The organism is Aquisphaera insulae (assembly GCF_011064615.1).
Classification (GTDB): domain Bacteria; phylum Planctomycetota; class Planctomycetia; order Isosphaerales; family Isosphaeraceae; genus Aquisphaera; species Aquisphaera insulae.
Genome location: NZ_JAALJH010000071.1, coordinates 14,707 through 34,344, shown reverse-complemented (window position 1 = coordinate 34,344; position 19,638 = coordinate 14,707). Strand labels below are relative to the sequence as shown.

Here is a 19,638-nt window from a genome sequence, read left to right as displayed (position 1 = left end):
ATCCGCCCTCCAGAGGAGTGATTCGGGATGTTGATATGCATCCTGAGTCATGACAGTCCGTTCTTCCTACCGTTGACTCATGCTCCCGATCCTCCGTCCCCTTTTCTCTGTGCCTCCGTGCCTCTGTGGTTAGTTCGTCTTGGTCTTTCGTAGCGTGAGCGGCATGCTCGCGAGCGCGATCAGCCGGGGCAGGCGGCGATAGGCCCATCGGAGCAGCATCCAGGCGATGATCGCTCCGACGATCCAGAAGGGGATCCAGATCGCCCAGGCGACGGCCCAGAGCACGATCCCCTTGCCCATATCGATCATGCCCTTGATCGAGGCTTCCCACGTCCGGGAGACCTGGGAGGAGAAGTCGGCGACGGCCGGGGGAGGGGGGTCGAATTTCTCCCGCTCGCGGATGCTCACCGACAGGGTGGCCAGCGAGGAGAGATTGTCCAGCATCCGGAGCCGGCCCTCGAAGACCTCGATCTCGCCGCGGACGCGGGAGAGCTCGGTCTCGATCTTGAGGATCTCCTCGAGCTTGCCCGTGCGCTCGTCCAGGATCTTGGTGAGCGACTTCTCCTCGGCCTTCTTGTTCCTGATGCGGGACTCGACGTCGTAGAACTGCTCGGTCACGTCCTGCGAGGTCCGCGTGTTCCGCTCGAGCTCGCCGAGGCCCGCGACCTTCTCCACCAGCGCGTCGAACCGCTCCACCGGCACCCGCAGCTTCCACCGCATCGAGCGCACCGAGCCGGGCGAGCCGGTGGTGCTCTGCTCGGCGATGTAGCCCTTACCATCCTGGACGAGCGACGTGATCTGCTTCGCGATCGGATCCACGTCCTTGACGATCAGGTCGATCTCGCCGTCGTAGATGATCTTCCGCGCCATCGCCGCGGCGGTCGCGGCCGGATTCGCGGGGGTCTCCTGAAAGGCGACCACGGCACCGGCGGCCATCATCGGGGGAGTGAGCGGGGCCGCCGCCGGCGCCGTGGCCATACTCCTGGCCGATCGGGGCGCCATGTCGCTCTTCGCCGCGGGGAGGGCGACCTTGGCGCTCTCGACGGTCGCGCTCGGAGGCTCGCTACCGCAGCCCGCGAACGCCAGCGAGAGGAAGAGTAGCGGTCGCACTTTCTGGCCCATGGGATCCCTCTCCCCCAGGTGAGTCACGAGACGAGATGTGCCCGGTCCGTTCATTATGACGGAGCCGACGGGATTCTCTTAGCAGAATCCACACGATCGCGGACCGAGCGGGCCCCCGTGGAACCGCTCGGCTGAGCCGGTATGCTGGAACGCTGGGGGCCGCCCGGCGCCGGGCGGCCAGGCCACACTCAGCGGCCGGGACGATGCGCGACCCGGCCGGAGGGACGCTGCCATGTTCCATCGCCGACCGCATGTCCTGACCTCGCCCGTCCTGATCCTCGTCGTCGTCGCGTCCCTCGGCTCCGCCGCTCACGCCCCCGCGGCCGAGCTGAAGTTGTATGTCTCCACCCGCGGCAATGACGCCTGGTCGGGACGGCTGGAGAGTCCCAATCCCTCCCGGTCCGATGGCCCCGTCGCCACGATCGCGAAGGCCCGGGACCTCGTCCGGAAGGCGAGGCAGGGGGGGCCGACGGAGGCCGTCACCGTCTTCGTCAGGGGCGGCACCTACGAGTTCACCGAGACGTTCCGGCTCTCGAACGAAGACGGCGGTACGGCCGCCTCGCCGGTCGTCTACCGTTCCTACCCGCGCGAGCAGGCGACCCTCCGCGGCGGCCGTCGAGTCCGCGGATTCGTCCCCCATCGCGGCAAGATCCTCAAGGCCGATCTCGCCGCCCAGGGCCTGAAAGGCGCGGCCTTCTCCGAGCTCTTCTGCGGCGGCAAGAGGCTCCCCCTGGCTCGCTATCCCAACTTCGACCCCGCGAACCCCTACGGCGGCGGCTGGGCGTTCGCCGACGGCCGCCTCGCACCGATGTACGAGAACATCCCGGGCGAGGATAGCCACACCCTGAGGTTCAAGCCGCAGGATGCCCGGACCTGGAGCAAGCCCGCCGAGGTCCAGGTCTTCGTCTTCCCGCGCTACAACTGGTGGAACAACATCGTCGGCGTGAAGTCGATCGACCCCGCGACGAGGACCATCCAGCTGGCGTCGGACGCCTCCTACCCGATCCGCCCCGGCGATCGCTACTACGTCCGCAACGCCCTGGAAGAGCTCGACGCCCCCGGCGAGTGGTATCTCGACCGCGACCGGGGAACCCTCTACCTCTGGCCCCCCGCGCCGCTGGACGACGCCCACGCCATCGTCGCTCCGACGATCGGCACCCTGGTTGCGATCGGGCCGAAGACGGAATACCTGTCGCTCCGCGGCTTCACGATGGAGTCTTGCACGGGCGAGGCCGTCTCCCTGGACAACACGTCGCACTGCACCCTCGCCGGCTGCACGATCCGGGGCGTCGGCGACTACAGCCATGGCGCCGTCGGCGTCAACGGCGGGACGAACAACCGGGTCGTCGGCAACGACATCTCCGACGTCGGTTCGCACGGCATCTACCTTTCGGGCGGCGACCGAGTGGCCCTGACGCCCGCGGGGAACGTCGCCGACAACAACTACATCCACCACGTCGGCGTCCGCTACGCGCAGGGTGTGGGGATCGGCATGGAGGGCGTCGGCAACGTCGCCTCGCACAATTACATCCACGACGGCCCACGCATGGGGATCATGTTCAGCGGCAACAACCTGATCATCGAGTACAACCACGTCCGCCACATGAACCTCGAGACCGAGGACACCGGCGCCGTCTACACGGGCGGCCGGGACTGGATCTCGTCGCGGGGGACGATCATCCGCTACAACCGCTTCCACGACATGCTCGGCTTCGGCAAGGATGAGCACGGGCGGTGGGTCTCTCCCCACTTCGCCTGGGGGATCTACCTGGACGACAACACGGGCGGCGTGGACGTGATCGGCAACATCGTCTACCGCTGCTCGCGCGCGGGCCTGCACCTGCACAATGGCCGGGACAATCATATCTCGAACAACATCTTCGTGGACAACGGCCCGCAGCAGTACGAATACTCGGGGTGGCGGGTGGATCATTCCTACTGGAAGGACCACCTGCCGACGATGATCAAGGGCTACGAGATGGTCCGGGATTCGCCCGCCTGGAAGTCGATGCGGAACATGGGGGTGCATCCGCGGGACGCCGTCCTGCCGAACGGCCTGATCATGACGGGCAACGAGTTCACGCGGAACATCATCGCCTATCGCGGCGCAGAGTCGGCCCTGGTGCGGACGAACGACGTGCCCTTCGATCGCAACGTGTTCGACGACAACCTCGTCTGGCACGATGGCAAGCCGATCCGGACGGGCCAGCGATTGCCGGGGAAGGACATCTCCGGCGACCTGATCCCGGGCGACTTCTCGACGGCCGAGGTTGGGAAGCTGCCCGAGGGTTGGGAGTGGCAGATCTTCACCCCGAGCTCGGCGGCCGGGATCGTCGAGGATGGCGGCCGTCGCGTGCTCCGGATCGAGGCGGCGTTCGATGCCTCGAAATCGAAGGATAATTCTCCGATCGTGGTGACGAAGCTCTTCCCGGCGCGGCCCGGTCATACCTATCGCTTGAAGGCTCGGATGCGATCGACCGGGCTCGACGCGAAGGCGGGCCTGATGCTCCAGGGTTACGAGGCGAGACAGTACTTCTGGGCCAACTGGCCCAACGAGTGCAAGGTGGGGCCGGAGTGGAAGGATTTCGAGTTCGTCTTCAAGATCCCGGCCCCGGGCGAGCCCGGCCATCACGAGCGGATGAAGGATTTCCGGGTCCGGATCGACTTCCCGGCCCGGAGCGGTGGGTTGTTGGTGTCGGGCGTTTCTTTCCGTGAGGTGGAGTCGTTGGACGAATGGGCGTCCTGGCAGCTCCTCGGCATGGACCGGCGTTCGCGGATCGCCGATCCGCGTTTCGTGGATGCGGCCCATGACGACTATCGCCTGCGGCCCGACTCTCCGGCCCTGACTCTCGGCTTCAGCCCGATCCCGGAGGATCGGATCGGCCCGTATCGCGACGACCTGCGAGCCTCCTGGCCGATCGTCGATGCCCCCGGCGCCCGGGAGCACCCCGTCACCCCGCCGCGTTGATGGCTCGCCCCGTCCGGCGAGGGAAAGCCTTCCCCGGTCTCACAAGTTCCCGTCCACCCTGTTGCCCCCGGCCGACGATGCTGCTATCGTTATCTCGTGGGTTGAAGAGGTCCCGCTCATCGCGAACCTCTCAGGGCCCGACGGCCTCTGTCCTTGCACCGGCCGTCAGATCGCGGGCGTAATTCAGTGGTAGAATGCCAGCTTCCCAAGCTGGACGTCGTGGGTTCGAATCCCATCGCCCGCTTTAACTTACGTTGACGCCGATCCTGGGTTGCACTCGTTTTGGAAGGCCAGGAGCGCGACCTACAATTCCGTCCATGAGAGGCAGTGCAAGGCTGCAACGCGACGGTCTGGCTCACAACATGACCTGCCCTCGATGAGGAGGGGAAAGGCCACCATCCTCAGCCGAACCGTGCCATCGGTTTCGACCGTGTTGTGAGCATTAGCCAGGTCGCGGACGTAGGTTGGGTGTGATCACCCACAAACCCTATCCCGGCGATGTCTCCGACGCCGAATGGCAGTCGGTGCTTCCGTATCTCTTTTCGGCCCGCGAGGATGTGGTATAGCGAGTCCATGATCTCCGCAATCTCCTCGACGGCCGGACGCTCCGCGCCACGCCCGAGAGCGGCGGCCGGGCCGGCTTCGACTCACAAGGGCCCGAGCCTTGAACCCAGGGCGGGTCCGCGGGTGGATTCCAGTCGGCTGCGTGAACATCCCTCAAGGAAATCCGAGAATTTCACCCACCTTGAGAATGCGACAATCCCAGCGCCCGCGCGTTGGCGGCCGGCGCCCGCGGCGACGACTTGTCGGTCACCCCGAGCGAAGTCTCGAGCAATTCCTCGCCGTCGCTGATCTGCTCCGGGAACCGCCGGTCCGGCATCGAACCTGTCGATGGACTCGGTGTCGCTTACGCGAACCGGAACTCATGGCTCAGCCCGCGCGGCTGACCATCGTTGTCTCCGCCGGTTGGCCGATTGCCGGGCGTGGCCGCGAGGCACGCTCCGTGGCCTTGCTTCCTGGGATATCGTCTTCGAGCGTTCGCGAGGGTGCAGAGCAAGCCGCCCGCGAGCAGCACGAGGCTCGACGGCGCGGGCACGACGCTCACGACGCCGTTAATGCCCTCGAACGCGATCGGGGCGCCGTCGATGTCCGAGAGCGTTGTGCCGGCGCCGAATATCAAGCCGCGCTCTCCTAGCACCGTGCCCGGATCCACCATGAACGAGACGTGGGCGATCCCGAACGTGACGCCGAGATCGATCTGGACGTAACCCAAGCTCCCGAATTCGGAGTCCGACGCCCGAAAGGCGGTATTCGGAAACGGATCCAGGGAGAACGGACCGCCCCCGTTCGTCACCCCCGGATCGGCGAACAGATAGGGGGTCGTCGTCGCGATGCTGACGTCGGTGAAGGACACGCCCGTAAGCCCCGACAGGGACAACTCGATCGTGATTGCCGAGACCTGATAGGAGCCTCCGATCGAGTAGATCAGGATATCGAACGACCCGGCCTGCCCCGGTGTCGTGGTGATCCTGGGAGCCTCGATGATGAGGCCCGCGCGGCTGGGAGAGGTGAGTCCAACGAATGCAAGGATCACGAGAGCTGTCGCGAATTTCCGCATGGTCATCTCCTTCGCTGTGGTGCTGTCGGGCGAGATTGGGAGACGAAAGGCCCCGGGCGCGAGGCTCGCGCCCGGGGCCAGGTCGCTCGATCAGGAGAGTTTCTTGCCGCAATTCTTGCGGACGATGTTGTAATCGTTGATGTCGATCACGCCGTCGCCGTTGAGGTCCAGGAAGATCAGGTCGATGGAGGGAGGCGGCCCGATCTTCACGTAAGCGTTGCGGACGAAGACCATGTCCTGGCTGTTGACGACGCCGTCGTCGTTCACGTCGCCCGGCAGGATCCGGAGCTGGGTCGTGAAGACCGCCAGGAGCGGATTCACGGCGAACGTGACGACGTCGGGATCGACGATCGGGCTCTTGAGCGTCCAGGTGACCGTATTGCCGTCGATGCTCACCGCGGCCACGGGATAGACCTTCCCGCCGCAACCGGTCACGACCAGGTCGGCGACCGTGGGGGTCACCGGCGTGTTGAAGGTCAACACGAAGCGAGAGATGTTCGCCCAGGGAAGGTTCGTCCGTCCGGCGACCGTCGCGGTCTGGGAACCCCAGCCGACCGAGGTCAAGGCGGTATTCACCGAGGCGACGTTGTTCAGGACGAAGTTGAAGGCCGACGCTCCGGCGGCAGTCGCCGCCACGGCGTAGCCGCCGATCACCTGATTGGCCGTAGCGGTGAGGCCGGCCAGGCCACCGGAGATCACGGCGTCGATGGCGGGGAGCGTTGCCGAGGCGCCGGCGGTCGGCGCGGTGTAGGTCACCACGCCGCCGTCGACCGGCTCGACCGGATTGTTGGCCGTGACGGACACGGCCAGGGGCTTGCTGAAGGCCGTGCCGACGACCGCCGTCTGGGGGGTGCTTCCGGCGACGGGAGTGAACACGAAGCCCTGGCTCTCGAACGCCCCGATGTCCACGCCGCCGACCCGGGGGAGGCCCCGCTGGTCGGTGGCCGGTGCGTCGACTGCGGTCCCGGCGTCGATGGCCGGGCTGCCGGGGAGCAAGGGCATCGTCTCGGTCGGACCGCCGTACAGGCCCAGCGGTGCCAGGAGCGGATCGAGCGGCGTGGCGACGGTGCCGGTGAGGTCGGTGTCGACCCAGCCGGAGCTGCCGTCGACCTCGCCGATCAGGTTGTTGCCGTTGGAGACGACCGTACCCAGGGCGTCGGGCCCGACGGTGCCGGCCGTGTTCACCGCCACGAGGGTGTTGACGAGGGTGGTCGTGGCTATGGAGCCGTTGACCAGGCCGCCGCCATTGCCACTCGCGGAGTTGCCGCTGACGGTGCAGTTGGTCAGGTTGATCGTTCCGTACCGGTTGCCGTAGAAGAAGGAGCCCTTGGCGTACAATCCACCGCCATTGACGGCGGAGTTCCCGCTGACCGTGGAGTTGATCGCCGTGGTCGTCCCGAAGCGGCCGGTATCCAGGCCGCCACCGTTGCCACCGGCGGAATTGCCGCTCACGGTGCAGTGATTGAGAAGAGTCGCACTTTGATACACCTGCTGGCCAAGGGACTGGCTGCCGGTCTCCACGCCGCCGCCGTCGCGTGCCGCGGAGTTGCCGCTGATGGTGCAGTCGGTCAGCGTGACCGACGCCGGGGCAGAGACGCCGTTGGCAGCGGCGGCACTGCGCACGCCGCCTCCGGACACCCCGGCGAAGTTGCCGCTGATGGTGCAGCCGGTCAGCGTCGTCGCGCCCCAGCTCGCCACCCCGCCTCCGCTGGAGCCGGTGGCGGAGTTGTCGTCGATGGTGCAGTCGATCAACGTGGCGATCGCGGTATAGTTGTCGAACGTAGTCCCGACGGACACGCCGCCTCCGGAGGACGCGGCGGAATTGCCGCTGATGGTGCTGCCGCTCACCGTGACCATTCCAAAATCGGCCAGGCCGCCACCATAGAAACGGGAAGAGTTGCCGGTGATCACGCATCGGTTCACGACGGCCGTGCTGGCGACCTCATTGTCCAGGCCGCCATGTCCGTACTGGCCGCCCCCGTTGAACAGGCCGCCGCCGCCCGACGCTGAGCCGAGGGTGGAGTTGCCGCTGATGGTGCAGTCGGTCAGGGTCGTCACGGCACCACCGCCGGCAGCCACGCCGCCCCCGCTGGCCCCCTGTGATCGGGCGGACGTGGTGTTCCCGATGATCGTGCAATCACTCAGCGTCGCCGTGCCGCGGTTGTACAGGCCGCCACCACTGCCGCGGAGGCCGACGATGTCATAGAAGGTGGTTGAATTGCCGCTGACGTCGGAGCCGTTCAGGGCGAGCGTGCCGGAACTGTGGATGCCGCCGCCGGAGCGGTGGGCGGTATTGCCGCTGATGGTGCAGTCGGTCAGCGTGGCATTGCCCGGATTGGCGAAGCCGCCGCCATCGCCGTACGCGTAATTGTCGCCGACCGCGGTGCCGTTCAGTGTGGCCAGGCCGGAGTTGTACAGGCCGCCGCCGTTGCCGCCGGCGGAATTGCCGCTCAGGGAGCAATCGGTCAGCGTGGTCGTGCCCAGGTTATCGAGGCCGCCGCCATTGCCATCGGTCATGCCCCCGGTGAGCGTCAGGTGGCCGAGGGAGGCCGTGACACCCGCATCGACCTGGAACACCCGGCTCAGCCCGCCGGCGTCAACCGTCACGCCCCCATCCGGGCCGGTGATCGTCACCGTCTCGGTCGTGTTGGAGAGCTCGAGCTGGGTTCCGGTCAGGGTGATCGTCTGGCCGATCAACGTCGGATCAAAGGTGATGCTCGAGATCCCCAGGGTGTCGAGATTGGCGAAGGTGACGGCCTCACGCAGGCTCAGGAGACCAGGGCCCGGGAAGAGGGAATCGCTCGTCGTATTCACGACCAGGGCCGACAAGATGGTGCCGGTGTTCTCCAGGTCGAACGTCGTCGACAGGGCACCGGAGCTGGCGATGACCGTGTAACTGCCGAGGGCGTTGTTGGGCGCGGCCGTCGTCTCGGCCTGGCCGCCGGCGATGACCGCCGAGGGGGCCAGGAGGATCGCCGTGGCGCCGCCGACGCGGCCGGCGACGAAGCGGACGACCCCGCCGTCGACCGGCTCGAGCGGGTTGACGGCCGCCACGGACACGGCCAGCGGGTCGGCGAACGGCGTGCCGATGTCCGAGCTCTGCGGGGTGCCGGCGACGAGCGTGAGGCTGAAGCCCTGGCTCTCGAAGGCGCCGATGTCGACGGCACCGGCCCGGGCGTAGCCCCGCTGGTCGGTGGCCGGTGCGCCGGCTACGGTCCCGGCGTCGATGGCCGGGCTGCCGGGCAGCAGGGCCATGGTCGGGCTGGTGCCGCCGTAGTCGCCCAGCGGGGCCAGCCCGGGGTCGGCCACATCGACGATGTTGCCGTCGACCCCGTCGATCAGCCCGCCCGAGCCGCCGGTGCCGATCAGGTTGTTCGCGCCCGACACGGTGCCGAAGATGCTGAATCCGCCGCCCACGGCGGCGACGATGGTGTTGGTCAGCGTGGTGGTGCCGTAGTAAGCGCCCAGCTCGGCGAAGCTGGAGTTGCCGCTGATGGTGCAGTTGATGAGCGCGGTCGTGGCTCCGGGGTAGGAAGAGCTGCCGGTGGCCAGGCCGCCGCCGCCCCCGTTGGTGGAGTTGCCGCTGATGGTGCAGTTGATGAGCGCGGTCGTGCCGAGGTTGATCAGGCCGCCGCCATCGTCGTAGCCGGCATTGCCGCCGGTGATGGTCAGCCCCGAGATGGACGCCGTCACATTCGGGTCGACCTGGAACACCCGGCTCAGCCCGCCGCCGCTGACCGTCACGCCTCCCGCCGGGCCGGTAATCGTGGTCACCCCGGTCGTGCCGCTCAGCTCGAGCTGGGTGCCCCCCAGGGTGATGGTCTGGGGCGTGTTGAACGCGATGCTGTCGAAGGTGATCGTCTGGCCCGGGACCGCGTTGGCGCCCGCGATCGCCTCGCGCAGACTGGTCGTCCCGCTGAAGAATCCGAAGGAGTCGTCGGCCGTATCGACCACGAAGCTGGGGGCGATCACCGTCAGGGTATCGTCCGGGCTCGTGACGCCATCCAGTGATGCCGTGATCTTACTCGTCCCCACGGCCAGCCCGGTGGCCAGGCCGGTGCCGCTGATTGCGGCCACCGACGGCGTCCCCGAATCCCAGCCCACGGCATCGGTCAGGTCCAGGATCGAGCCGTCCGCGAAGGTACCCATGGCGGTGAGCTGCCCCGCCACGCCCAGCGCCAGCGACGGATCGCCGGGCGTGACCGCGATCGACACCACCGCGTAATTCGTCAGGATGTACGAGGCCGCCCCCGTGGCGCCGGCGGCCGTCGCCGAGACGGTGTAGGTGCCGCCGATGAAGTTGGACGAGGGGGTTGCGCTCGCCGTGCCGTCGCCGCCGATGACCGCCGGGTCACTCGAGAAGGTCGCCGAAGCCCCGCTGGCCGGCGGGGTGAAGGTCACCAGGCCACCGGCCACCGGCTCGAGCGGGCTGTTGGTCGTCACGGTCGCGACCAGCGGGTCGGGGAACGCGCCACTGGCCGACTGGCCGCTTCCCGCGGTATAGGCCAGGGTGAACCCGCTCGACTCGAAGGCCCCGATGTCCACGCCGCCGATTCGGCCCACGCCGCGCTGATCGGTCGTCGGGATTCCCACGCCGCTGGCACCGGCGTCGATCGCCGGGCTGCCGGGCAGCAAGGCCATCGTCATGGTCGGCCCGCCGTAATTGCCCAATGGGGCCAGCACGGCATTCAGCGGCTGGGCGCTGGTGCCGGTCAGGTCGGAGCCGATCCAGCCCGAACTGAGATCGGACGTGCCGATCAGGTTGTTGCCCCGAGATGCGAACTGCCCCCTGGCGTCGAAGCTGCCGTTGCCGGCGACGATCGTGTTGCCGAGGTTCAGGATCCCGGAAATCGGGCTGTAGAGGCCCAACTCGCTGTTGCCACCGACGGTGCAGTTGGTCAGCGTGGCCGTACCGCTGAGTATGGACATTCCCCTGAAGTTGCCGCTGACGGTGCAGTTGGTCAGAGCGGCCGTGCCACCCGAGCCGATCAGGCCCATGCTCGAGTTTCCGCTCAGGGTGCAGCCGGTCAGCGTGACCATGCCCGAGTTGTTGGCCACGCCCGAGCCCGAGTTTCCGCTCACCGTGGACTGGGTCAATATCAGGGTGCCATTGGCGAAATTCGCCAGGCCGCCGCTATTGGAGGTGTTCCCGCTGACGATGCAGTGATCCACGGTCAGCGTTCCGGTAGCGTTGTACAGCCCCCCGCCGCCGGAGACGGTTGCGCGGTTGCCGCTGACCGTGCAGTCGGTCAGCGTGGTCGTGCCGAAGTTCGCCACTCCCCCCCCTCGGCCGGCCGATCCGGAACCGGTCACACGGCCTCCGGTGATCGTCACTCCCGAGATCGACGCCGCGCCGCCGGGATTGATCGCGAACACCCGGCTCGTGTTGTTGCCGCTGATCGAGAGCAGGCCGGCCCCCGGGCCGTTGATCGTGGTGGTGGCGGTGTCCGTCAACGTGAGCTGGCCGCCGGAAGCCGGGAGCAGGGTGATCTTCCGCGGTGTGTTGAAGCTGCTGTCGAAGTCGATCGTGTCGGCCCCCACGGTCGAGTTCGCCTGGCCGACTGCCCACCGCAGGGTTCCTTCGCTGCCGTCGTCGAGCGTGCTGGTGACGGTGAACATCGACAACAACTGGCGGTCCTCCAGCGCCATCAAGCTCGGCCGCAGCCGACGGCGTTGCCGTCTCCGGGCCTCGACCGAACCCCGCCCGCCGCTCCGCTGGTCGCTCGCCGTGCTGACCTTCATCGTTCCTTGGCTCCTCTGGTGGTGAATCACCCGGGTGATGAACAGGCTCTCTCAAGGCCCCACGATCCTCGACACGTCCCGGTATCGTTGCGTGGTTCCCGGCAGGCCGGATGCGACCCGCCGGGGGAACCGGCAGATCGAACTGACTTATGAATAGTATTGGATTACTGCCCGTCGGCACCTTGACCATTGCCGCGCCTGGGACTGCGAACCAGCTCTCCCTGAAGCTCTCCTCGTCGTCGATCCGCGCCGGGTGTCGTCGGCGCCGTGGCGGGGAATTTCTCTCGCGCGGCGGGATCAGGGACGGAAGTCTCTGGGGTCCCGATCGCCAGGACTCCCGTCCACCTCTGCCCCCTAGATGAACAGCCTGGACCCCTTCGATTTCAGGCCGAATCGGAACGCCCCGCTGGCCGAGTCGATCGCGACCGGGGTGTCAAGCGGCGAACCCACCGGCAGGCCCTGCGGAACGAGACTGCCGGCGGAATTGGCGGCCGCCATGGACACCACCGGCAGGCTCGACGCGCCGACGTTGTTGCCCATGGCATTGATGAGCTTGATCTTCAGCTTGATGGGGATCGTGGCGGGCGCGGCCTGGTCGAGGACCGACACGGCCCCGATCGAGCTAAACGTCGCGGCGGCGCCCCCCGAGGCGGCGGCCGGGTTGCTGCGGATGCCGGCAATCGCGGGGCCGGCCTGGCTCGGGCCGTTGGCGACCCCGTTGCCGCTGATCGAGAGCCTCTTGACGATCAGGGAGGCATTGAGCGCGGCGTTACCGCTCTCGGAAAGGGCGGCCGCCGGCGCGTAGATCGTGCCGGTGATCCCCGAGGCATTGGTGGTGACGGATATGGGCTTCGTGTTGTCGCTCGGCTGGAAGAGGGCGATGCCCGCATAGATGCCGCTGCTCGCGGGGCTCAGGTTGAAGGCCGCGTTGCCGCCCAGCGAGATGCTGCCGTAACTGCCGCCGGCGGCGGGATAGTCGCTCCCGGCGTTGACGATCATCACCCCGGAACCGCTGACGCTGGCGAATCCGGAGGCGGAGAAGCCGCCCCCCTCGATGACGTAGATGCCGGGTGCCATCGCGAGCCTGGCGTTCCCGGACACGCTGATCCTGGTGTAGATGCCCGGCTGGATCGTCCGGGTTGAATTCCCGCCCAGGGTCAAGGAGCCGTAGTTGGTCATCCCCGAGGTGCTCGGTGACGGCAGTGAGGCCACGGGAAGCACCGGCGCCCCCGTGACCGGGGTCGGATTGAGGCCGGCGTGGCCGCTCCTCACGAAGCGGCCATGGACATCGATGGCCCAGGCCGTGACACTGGCGTTGCCGCTGGCCGAGAGGGCGCCCGACGAGCTGGAGTTGACGTAGACGATGCCGGCGGTGTTGATGCTCGCGTTGCCGGAGAGGCTGAGTGCCGCCGACGCCGACGGGTCGAGGGCGATGATCAACTGGAGGTTCGTCAGCCCGAAGCTCGCGGGCGTCGTGATGCCGCCGGCCGTGGCCGTGACGGCGTAGCTGCCGGTGATGCCGTTGGCCGTGGCCGTGACGCTCGCCGAGCCGTCGCCGCCGATGGTCGCCGGGCTTCCGCTGATGGTCGCCGACGCCCCGCTCCACGGCGGGGCGAACGTGACCAGGCCCCCCGCCACGGGCTCGGCCGGGTTGTTCGCCGTGACCGTCGCGACCAGCGGGTTCGGGAAGGCCGTGAGCACGCCCGTGGACTGGCCGTCTCCCGAGCTGACGGCGATGGTGAACCCGCTTGACTCGAAGGCGCCGATGTCCACGACGCCGCTGACGATGCGGGGCAGGCCGCGCTGGTCCGTGGTCACGCCGTCGGGAATGAGGGCGTTACTCCCTGCATCGATGGCCGGGCTGCCTGGGAGTAGTGCCATCGTCAGGGTCGGGCCGCCGTAGTCGCCCAGCGGTGCCAGCAGGGGATTGAGCGGCGTGGCGATGGTGCCTGTCAGGTCGGAGCCGACCCAGCCGCTGCTGCCGTCGGTCGTGCCAATCAGATTGTTCCCCAGGGAGCTGAAGTCGCCGGAGACATCGGGGCCCGTGCCGGCCGTGTTGGCGGCGACGATCGTGTTGCCCAGCGTGGTCGTGTCGTAGTTGGCAATACCTCCGCCGTTGATGGCGGAGTTGCCACTGACAGTGCAACTGCTGAGCGTGGCCGTGCCGGCTGCACTCCAGACGCCACCGCCATAGGTGGCGGAGTTTCCGCTGACGGTGGAGTTGCTCAGGGTGGTCGTGCCGTAGAAATTGAACACGCCGCCGCCCCATTTTGCGGAGTTGCCGCTGAGGTCGCAGTTGGTAAACGTGGCCGTGGAGTTGTTGTTCAGGGCGCCGCCAACGACGCCGGCGGAGTTGCCGCTCACGGTGCAGTTGATCCACGTGGCGGTTCCCGAGGAGTTGGTCATGCCGCCACCCCAGTCACCGGCCAGGTTGCCAATGACGGCGGTGTTGATCAGTGTGGACGTGCCGAAGTTGATCAGGCCGCCGCCACTGTGGCCGGCGGAGTTGGCTTCGACGGTGCAGTCGGTCAGCGTCGCCGTGCCGAAGTAGTTAAACAGGCCGCCGCCGTTGTAGGCGGAGTTGCCGCTGACGACGGAGTTGGTAAGCGTGGTGGCCCCGCCGTTGTTGGCGTAAAGGCCTCCGCCCTGCGATCCGGCCGTGTTGCCGCTGACGGTGCAGTCGGTCAGTACCGTCGTGCCTCTGGTGGTGGACACTCCACCGCCGTTATCGGCGGAGTTGTCGCTGACGAAGCAGCCGGTCAGCGTGAGCTTGCCGCCGTTAAGCACACCGCCGCCGCGGCCGTCGGCGGAGTTGTCGCTGACCGTGCAGCCGGTCAGCGTGGCCGTGCCGGAGCTGAACAGGCCACCGCCGTCGCGGGCCGCGGAGTTGCCGCTCACGGTGCAGTCCGTCAGCGTGGTCGTGGCGCGGTTGACGTACAGCCCACCGCCGTTGCGGGCCGCGGAGTTGCCGCTGATGGTGCAGCCGGTCAGCGTGGCCGTGCCGCCGAACTTGATGTACACGCCGCCGCCGTCGCTGTCGGCGGAGTTGCCGCTGATGGTGCAGCCGGCCAGCGTGACCGTTCCGCCGTCGCCGCCGGCAAGGCCGCCGCCGTCGCTGGCCGCGGAGTTGCCGCTGATGGTGCAGTCGGTCAGCGTGATGGCGGTTCCGAAGTTGTTGTACAGGCCGCCGCCGTTATCGCCGGAGGTGTTCCCGGTGAGGGTGCAGTCGGTCAGCGTGGTCGTGCCGAAGTTGATCAGGCCTCCGCCCTTGCCGCCGGTCTTGCCTCCGGTGATCGTCAGGCCCGAGATCGACGCGGTGACGCCGGGGTCGACCTGGAACACCCGGCTCGCGTTGTTAGCGTCGACCGTGACGCCCGCCGCCGGCGCGGTGATCGTCTCCGTCCCGGACGTGTTGCTCAGCTCGAGTTGCCCCAGCGACAGCGTGATCGTCTGGACACTAGCGAAAACGGTCGGATCGAAGGTGACACTGTTGCCGGCGAAGGCGTTGGCGGATCCGATGGCTTCGCGAAGACTGGTCCGTCCGTCGGAGAAATCGACCTTGTCGGCGGTGGTGTCCACCACGAAGCTGGGGGCGATGGCGGTCTGTGCCTCGAACGCACCGATGTCGACGGTGCCGTTGATGATGCGGGGTCGCCCGCGCTGATCGGTCGTGATCCCCGCGGGGATGAGGGCGATGTTCCCCGCGTCGAGGGCCGGGCTGCCGACGAACAGGGCCATCGTCAGGGTCGGGCCGCCGAAATTGCCAAGGGGTGTCAGCAAGGGGTTGAGCGGCGTCGCGATGGTGCCTGTCAGGTCGGAGCCGACCCACCCGCTGCTGCCGTCGGTCTTGCCGATCAGGTTATTCCCCTGAGAGGCAAAGTCGCCAATGACGTCAGGACTTCGGTCGGCGGTATTCCCGGCAACGATGGTGTTGGCCAGCGTCGCCGTGCCACCATCGTTGAACAGGCCGCCGCCGCCCCTGCGGAGGGCGGAGTTGCCGCTGATGGTGCAGTTGGTCAGCGCGACCCTGCCTCGCCGGGAGATCGCCAGGCCACCGCCGCCCGGGCTGTTGCCGTTGCCGAGGGCGGAGTTGCCGCTGATGGTGCAGTTGGTCAGCGTGGCCGCGCCCATGACGTACACGCCGCCGCCTTGGTTGTTTGAGGCATTGCCGCTGATGGTGCAGCCGGTCAGGGTCGCCGTGCCGCCGTACCAGATCCTCAGGCCACTGCCCGAGTTGCCGCTGACGGTGCTGTCGGTGAGCGTGGTCGTGCTCCCGGGGCGGGCCTCCACGCCCCTGTCCGAGTTGCCGCTCACGGTGCAGTCGGTCAGCGTCGCCGTGCCGTTGTTGACCAGGCCGTAGCCGGCATTGCCGCTGAAGGTGCTGTTGGTCAGCGTGGCTGTGCCGTTGTTGATCAGGGCGAAGCCGAAGTTGCCGCTGAGGGTGCAGCCGGCCAGCGTCATGGTGCCGCCGTAGCCGTTGTTCAGGCCGCGACCGTTGCCGCTGATGGTGGAGTCGGTCAGCGTCGCCGTTCCGCCGAGATTGATCAGGCCGCCGCTGTTACCGGTGACGGTGCAGCCGGTCAGCGTGGCCGAGGCACCGTTGCCGATGTACAGGCCGCCGCCATATCCTCCTGTATTTCCGTCGAGGGTGCTGTTGACCAGCGTGAGTCTACCACCGTTGAACACGCCGCCGCCGTTGCTGGCGGAGTTGCCGCTGACGGTGCAGTCGGTCAGCGTCGCCGTGCCGGCGTTGAACACGCCGCCGCCGTTGTTGGCGGAGTTGCCGCTGAGGGTGCAGCCGATCAGCGTGGTCGTGCCGTAGTTGAGCAAGCCGGCGCCATTGCCCCCGGTGCTGCCCCCGGTGATGGTCAGCCCCGAGATCGACGCGGTGACTCCCGCATCGACCTGGAACACGCGGCTCGGCCCTCCGGAGGGAAGGACCAGGGCGGTTGAAGGGACACCCAGGACGTCCAGCTCTCGGTAACCGACGTAGCCATTCTGGGTCGATGGGAAGGAGAAGCGTATCGAAGCCACATTGCTGGCGAGGATCCCAGAGCTGCCCGACAGGAACGCCGCCGTGTCGCTGGGCCGCCCGTCATAACTGGGGGCGAACACGGCATCCAACTCCAGGAATGTGTCCGGGTCGGTCACCGTCGAATAATAGATGGTGTAGTCTTGCTGGCTCCGGCCTGAGTCTCCCCAGCCTGCGTAGGTGTTGATGTTCGTGAGGTCATAACCCAGCGGGTGCATGCCCGTGTCGAGATTGTAGGTGATCTCCACCCCGTCGTGGATCAGCACGACCTCGGGGTTCGGCCCGGGGGGGTTGACCGGGGCGGCGGGGCCGAACTGGCCGTTGCTCAGCGCGGTGATGTCGGCCGCCGTGTTGAGCCCTTCCTCGTCGCCGATGTTGCCCGTGACACTCGAGCTGCTCAGGTTCGTCTGAAGCAGATCGGAGCTCGAGACCGGGAAGCCGGAGTCGGAACCGGCTGTGGTCAACTCGATCGCGCCACCGCTGACCGTCAGGCCCGCCGCGGGTCCGGTGATCGTCACCGTCTCGGTCGTGTTGGAGAGCTCGAGCTGGGCCCCCGTCAAGGCGATGAGCTTCCGCGGCCCGGCGAAGACGCTCTCATCGAAGGTGATGCTCGAGATCCCCAGGGAATCGACGTTGGCGAAGCCGATGGCCTCACGCAGGCTCAGGAGGCCCGGGCCCGGGAAGAGCGAATCGCTCGTCGTATTGACGACCAGGGCCGCGAACGGCGTGCCCGTGTTGGTGAGGGCGAACGAGACGGGGGACAGCCCCGGTACGGACGCGACCACGGCGTAACTGCCCAGCGCGTTGTTGGGCGCGGCCGTCGTCTCGGCCTGGCCGCCGGCGATGACCGCCGAGGGGGCCAGGAGGATCGCCGTGGCGCCGCCGACGCGGCCGGCGACGAAGCGGACGACCCCGCCGTCGACCGGCTCGAGCGGGTTGACGGCCGCCACGGACACGGCCAGCGGGTCGGCGAACGGCGTGCCGATGTCCGAGCTCTGCGGGGTGCCGGCGACGAGCGTGAGGCTGAAGCCCTGGCTCTCGAAGGCGCCGATGTCGACGGCACCGGCCCGGGCGTAGCCCCGCTGGTCGGTGGCCGGTGCGCCGGCGCCGGTCCCGGCGTCGATGGCCGGGCTGCCGGGCAGCAGGGCCATGGTCGGGCTGGTGCCGCCGTAGTCGCCCAGCGGGGCCAGCCCGGGGTCGGCCACATCGACGATGTTGCCGTCGACCCCGTCGATCAGCCCGCCCGAGCCGCCGGTGCCGATCAGGTTGTTCGTGCCCGACACGGTGCCGAAGATGCTGAATCCGCCGCCCACGGCGGCGACGATGGTGTTGGTCAGCGTGGTGGTGCCGTAGGAGGCGTACAGCTCGGCGAAGCTGGAGTTGCCGCTGACGGTGCAGTTGGTCAGCGAGGTCGTGGCTCCGGGGTAGGAAGAGCTGCCGGTGGCCAGGCCGCCGCCGCCCCCGTTGGTGGAGTTGCCGCCGATCGTGCAGTTGATGAGCGCGGTCGTGCCGAGGTTGATCAGGCCGCCGCCGCCGTCGTAGCCGGCATTGCCGCCGGTGATGGTCAGCCCCGAGATGGACGCCGTCACATTCGGGTCGACCTGGAATACCCGGCTCAGCCCGCCGCCGCTGACCGTCACGCCTCCCGCCGGGCCGGTGATCGTCACCGTCTCGGTCGTGTTGGAGAGCTCGAGCTGGGTCCCGGTCAAGGTAATCGACTGCGGCGCGGCGAAGACTCCCGCATCGAAGGTGATGCTCGAGATCCCCAGGGAATCGACGTTGGCGAACCCGATGGCCTCACGCAGGCTCAGGAGGCCCGGGCCTGGGAAGAGCGAATCGCTCGTCGTATTGACGACCAGGGCCGCGAACGGCGTGCCCGTGTTGGTGAGGGCGAACGAGACGGGGGACAGCCCCGGTACGGACGCGACCACTTCGTAACCGCCGAGCGCGTTGTTGGGTGCGGCGGTGATGGCGGCCTGGCCGCCGGCGATGACCGCCGAGGGGGCCGAGAGGATCGCCGTGGCGCCGCCGACGCGGCCGGCGACGAAGCGGACGACCCCGCCGTCGACCGGCTCGAGCGGGTTGACGGCCGACACGGTCGCGACCAGCGGGTCGGCGAACGGCGTGCCGATGTCCGAGCCCTGCGGGGTGCCCGCGACGGGCGTGAGGGTGAAGCCCTGGCTCTCGAAGGCGCCGATGTCGACGGCACCGGCCCGGGGCTGGCCCCGCTGGTCGGTGGCCGGTGCGCCGGCGCCGGTCCCGGCGTCGATGGCCGGGCTGCCGGGCAGCAGGGCCATGGTCGGGCTGGTGCCGCCGTAGTCGCCCAGCGGGGCCAGCCCCGGGTCGGTGACGCCGACGATGTTGCCGTCGACACCGTCGACCAGCCCGCCCGAGCCGCCGGTGCCGATCAGGTTGTTCGTGCCCGACACGGTGCCGCTAATGTCGCCCCCGGATGCCTGGCCGGCGACGATCGTGTTGGTCAGCGTGGTGGTGCCCCAAGCGGCGTTCACGCCGCCGCCGTCGTTGCCGCTGATGGTGCAGTTGATCAGCGTGGTTGCGGCGTCCTTGCCCCAGTAGCCTCCCGTGGCGAGGCCGCCGCCGGGGTTGAACCAGTCCGGGCGGGCGGTGTTGCCGCTGACGGTGCAGTTGATCAGCGTGGCCGTGCCGTAGTTGAGCACGCCGCCACCAGATTGGAAGTAGCCGGTGCTGCCCCCGGTGATGGTCAGCCCCGAGATCGACGCGGTGACACCGCCGTCGATCTGGAACACCCGGCTCGCGTCGTTGCCGTCGACCGTGACGCCGCCGATCGGGCCGGTGATCGTGGTCGCCCCGGACGTGTCGCCCAGCTCGAGCTGGTTGCCGTTCAGCGTGATCGTCTGCGGGGTGGCGAACACGCCACCGTCGAAGTCGATCGTGTCGTCTCCCGGGTTCGCATTCGCCTGGCCGATCTCATGGCGCAGGGTGCCCGGGCTGCCGTCGTCGAGCGTGCTGGTGACGGTGAAGGTCGACAGCAGCCTGCGGTCCTCCAGCGCCAGCAAGGACGGCCGCAGTCGTCGGCGTTGCCGCCTCCGATGCTCGACCAAACCCGGACCGATTCGTCGCCGATCGCTCGCCGTGCCGACCTTCATCGTTTCATCGCTCCTGTGCTGGTGAATC

At 68.1% G+C, this 19,638-nt stretch carries 6 protein-coding genes and 1 tRNA gene; 2 read left to right on the top strand and 5 right to left on the bottom strand.

The window, feature by feature from the left end; translation table 11 throughout:
• Positions 1-129: 129 nt before the first annotated feature.
• Entirely contained in the window at positions 130-1,122 is a 993-nt protein-coding gene (locus tag G6O54_RS27555) for a DUF4349 domain-containing protein (RefSeq protein ID WP_165230660.1), read from the bottom strand.
• A 232-nt stretch (positions 1,123-1,354) separates the two neighbouring features.
• Between G6O54_RS27555 and G6O54_RS27550 the strand changes: the two genes are divergently transcribed.
• Together G6O54_RS27550 and G6O54_RS27545 are read left to right on the top strand one after the other, a co-directional pair.
• Entirely contained in the window at positions 1,355-4,090 is a 2,736-nt protein-coding gene (locus tag G6O54_RS27550) for a right-handed parallel beta-helix repeat-containing protein (RefSeq protein ID WP_165230657.1), read from the top strand.
• A gap of 172 nt (positions 4,091-4,262) precedes the next feature.
• A tRNA-Gly gene (locus tag G6O54_RS27545) sits at positions 4,263-4,334 on the top strand.
• A 492-nt stretch (positions 4,335-4,826) separates the two neighbouring features.
• Here G6O54_RS27545 and G6O54_RS27540 read toward each other — a convergent pair.
• The 4 genes from G6O54_RS27540 to G6O54_RS27525 all read right to left on the bottom strand — a co-directional run bounded on the left by G6O54_RS27540 (position 4,827) and on the right by G6O54_RS27525 (position 19,610).
• Positions 4,827-4,970 (bottom strand): hypothetical protein, encoded by a 144-nt coding sequence (locus G6O54_RS27540; RefSeq protein ID WP_165230654.1) that lies wholly within the window; start codon positions 4,968-4,970, stop codon positions 4,827-4,829.
• Between the two features lie 27 nt (positions 4,971-4,997).
• Positions 4,998-5,708 (bottom strand): PEP-CTERM sorting domain-containing protein, encoded by a 711-nt coding sequence (locus G6O54_RS27535; RefSeq protein WP_165230651.1) that lies wholly within the window; start codon positions 5,706-5,708, stop codon positions 4,998-5,000.
• A 90-nt stretch (positions 5,709-5,798) separates the two neighbouring features.
• Positions 5,799-11,450, bottom strand: coding sequence for a choice-of-anchor Q domain-containing protein (locus G6O54_RS27530; protein ID WP_165230648.1), 5,652 nt, complete (start codon positions 11,448-11,450; stop codon positions 5,799-5,801).
• 354 nt (positions 11,451-11,804) lie between these two features.
• The gene (locus G6O54_RS27525) at positions 11,805-19,610 is read right to left on the bottom strand and encodes a right-handed parallel beta-helix repeat-containing protein (protein WP_165230645.1); all 7,806 of its coding nucleotides are present in this window, start codon (positions 19,608-19,610) and stop codon (positions 11,805-11,807) included.
• Positions 19,611-19,638: the final 28 nt, after the last annotated feature.

Coding starts and splice junctions, on each gene's coding strand:
- G6O54_RS27555 (WP_165230660.1), bottom strand. CDS start 1,122: ATGGGCCAGAAAGTGCGACCGCTACTCTTCCTCTCGCTGGCGTTCGCG.
- G6O54_RS27550 (WP_165230657.1), top strand. CDS start 1,355: ATGTTCCATCGCCGACCGCATGTCCTGACCTCGCCCGTCCTGATCCTC.
- G6O54_RS27540 (WP_165230654.1), bottom strand. CDS start 4,970: ATGCCGGACCGGCGGTTCCCGGAGCAGATCAGCGACGGCGAGGAATTG.
- G6O54_RS27535 (WP_165230651.1), bottom strand. CDS start 5,708: ATGCGGAAATTCGCGACAGCTCTCGTGATCCTTGCATTCGTTGGACTC.
- G6O54_RS27530 (WP_165230648.1), bottom strand. CDS start 11,450: ATGAAGGTCAGCACGGCGAGCGACCAGCGGAGCGGCGGGCGGGGTTCG.
- G6O54_RS27525 (WP_165230645.1), bottom strand. CDS start 19,610: ATGAAGGTCGGCACGGCGAGCGATCGGCGACGAATCGGTCCGGGTTTG.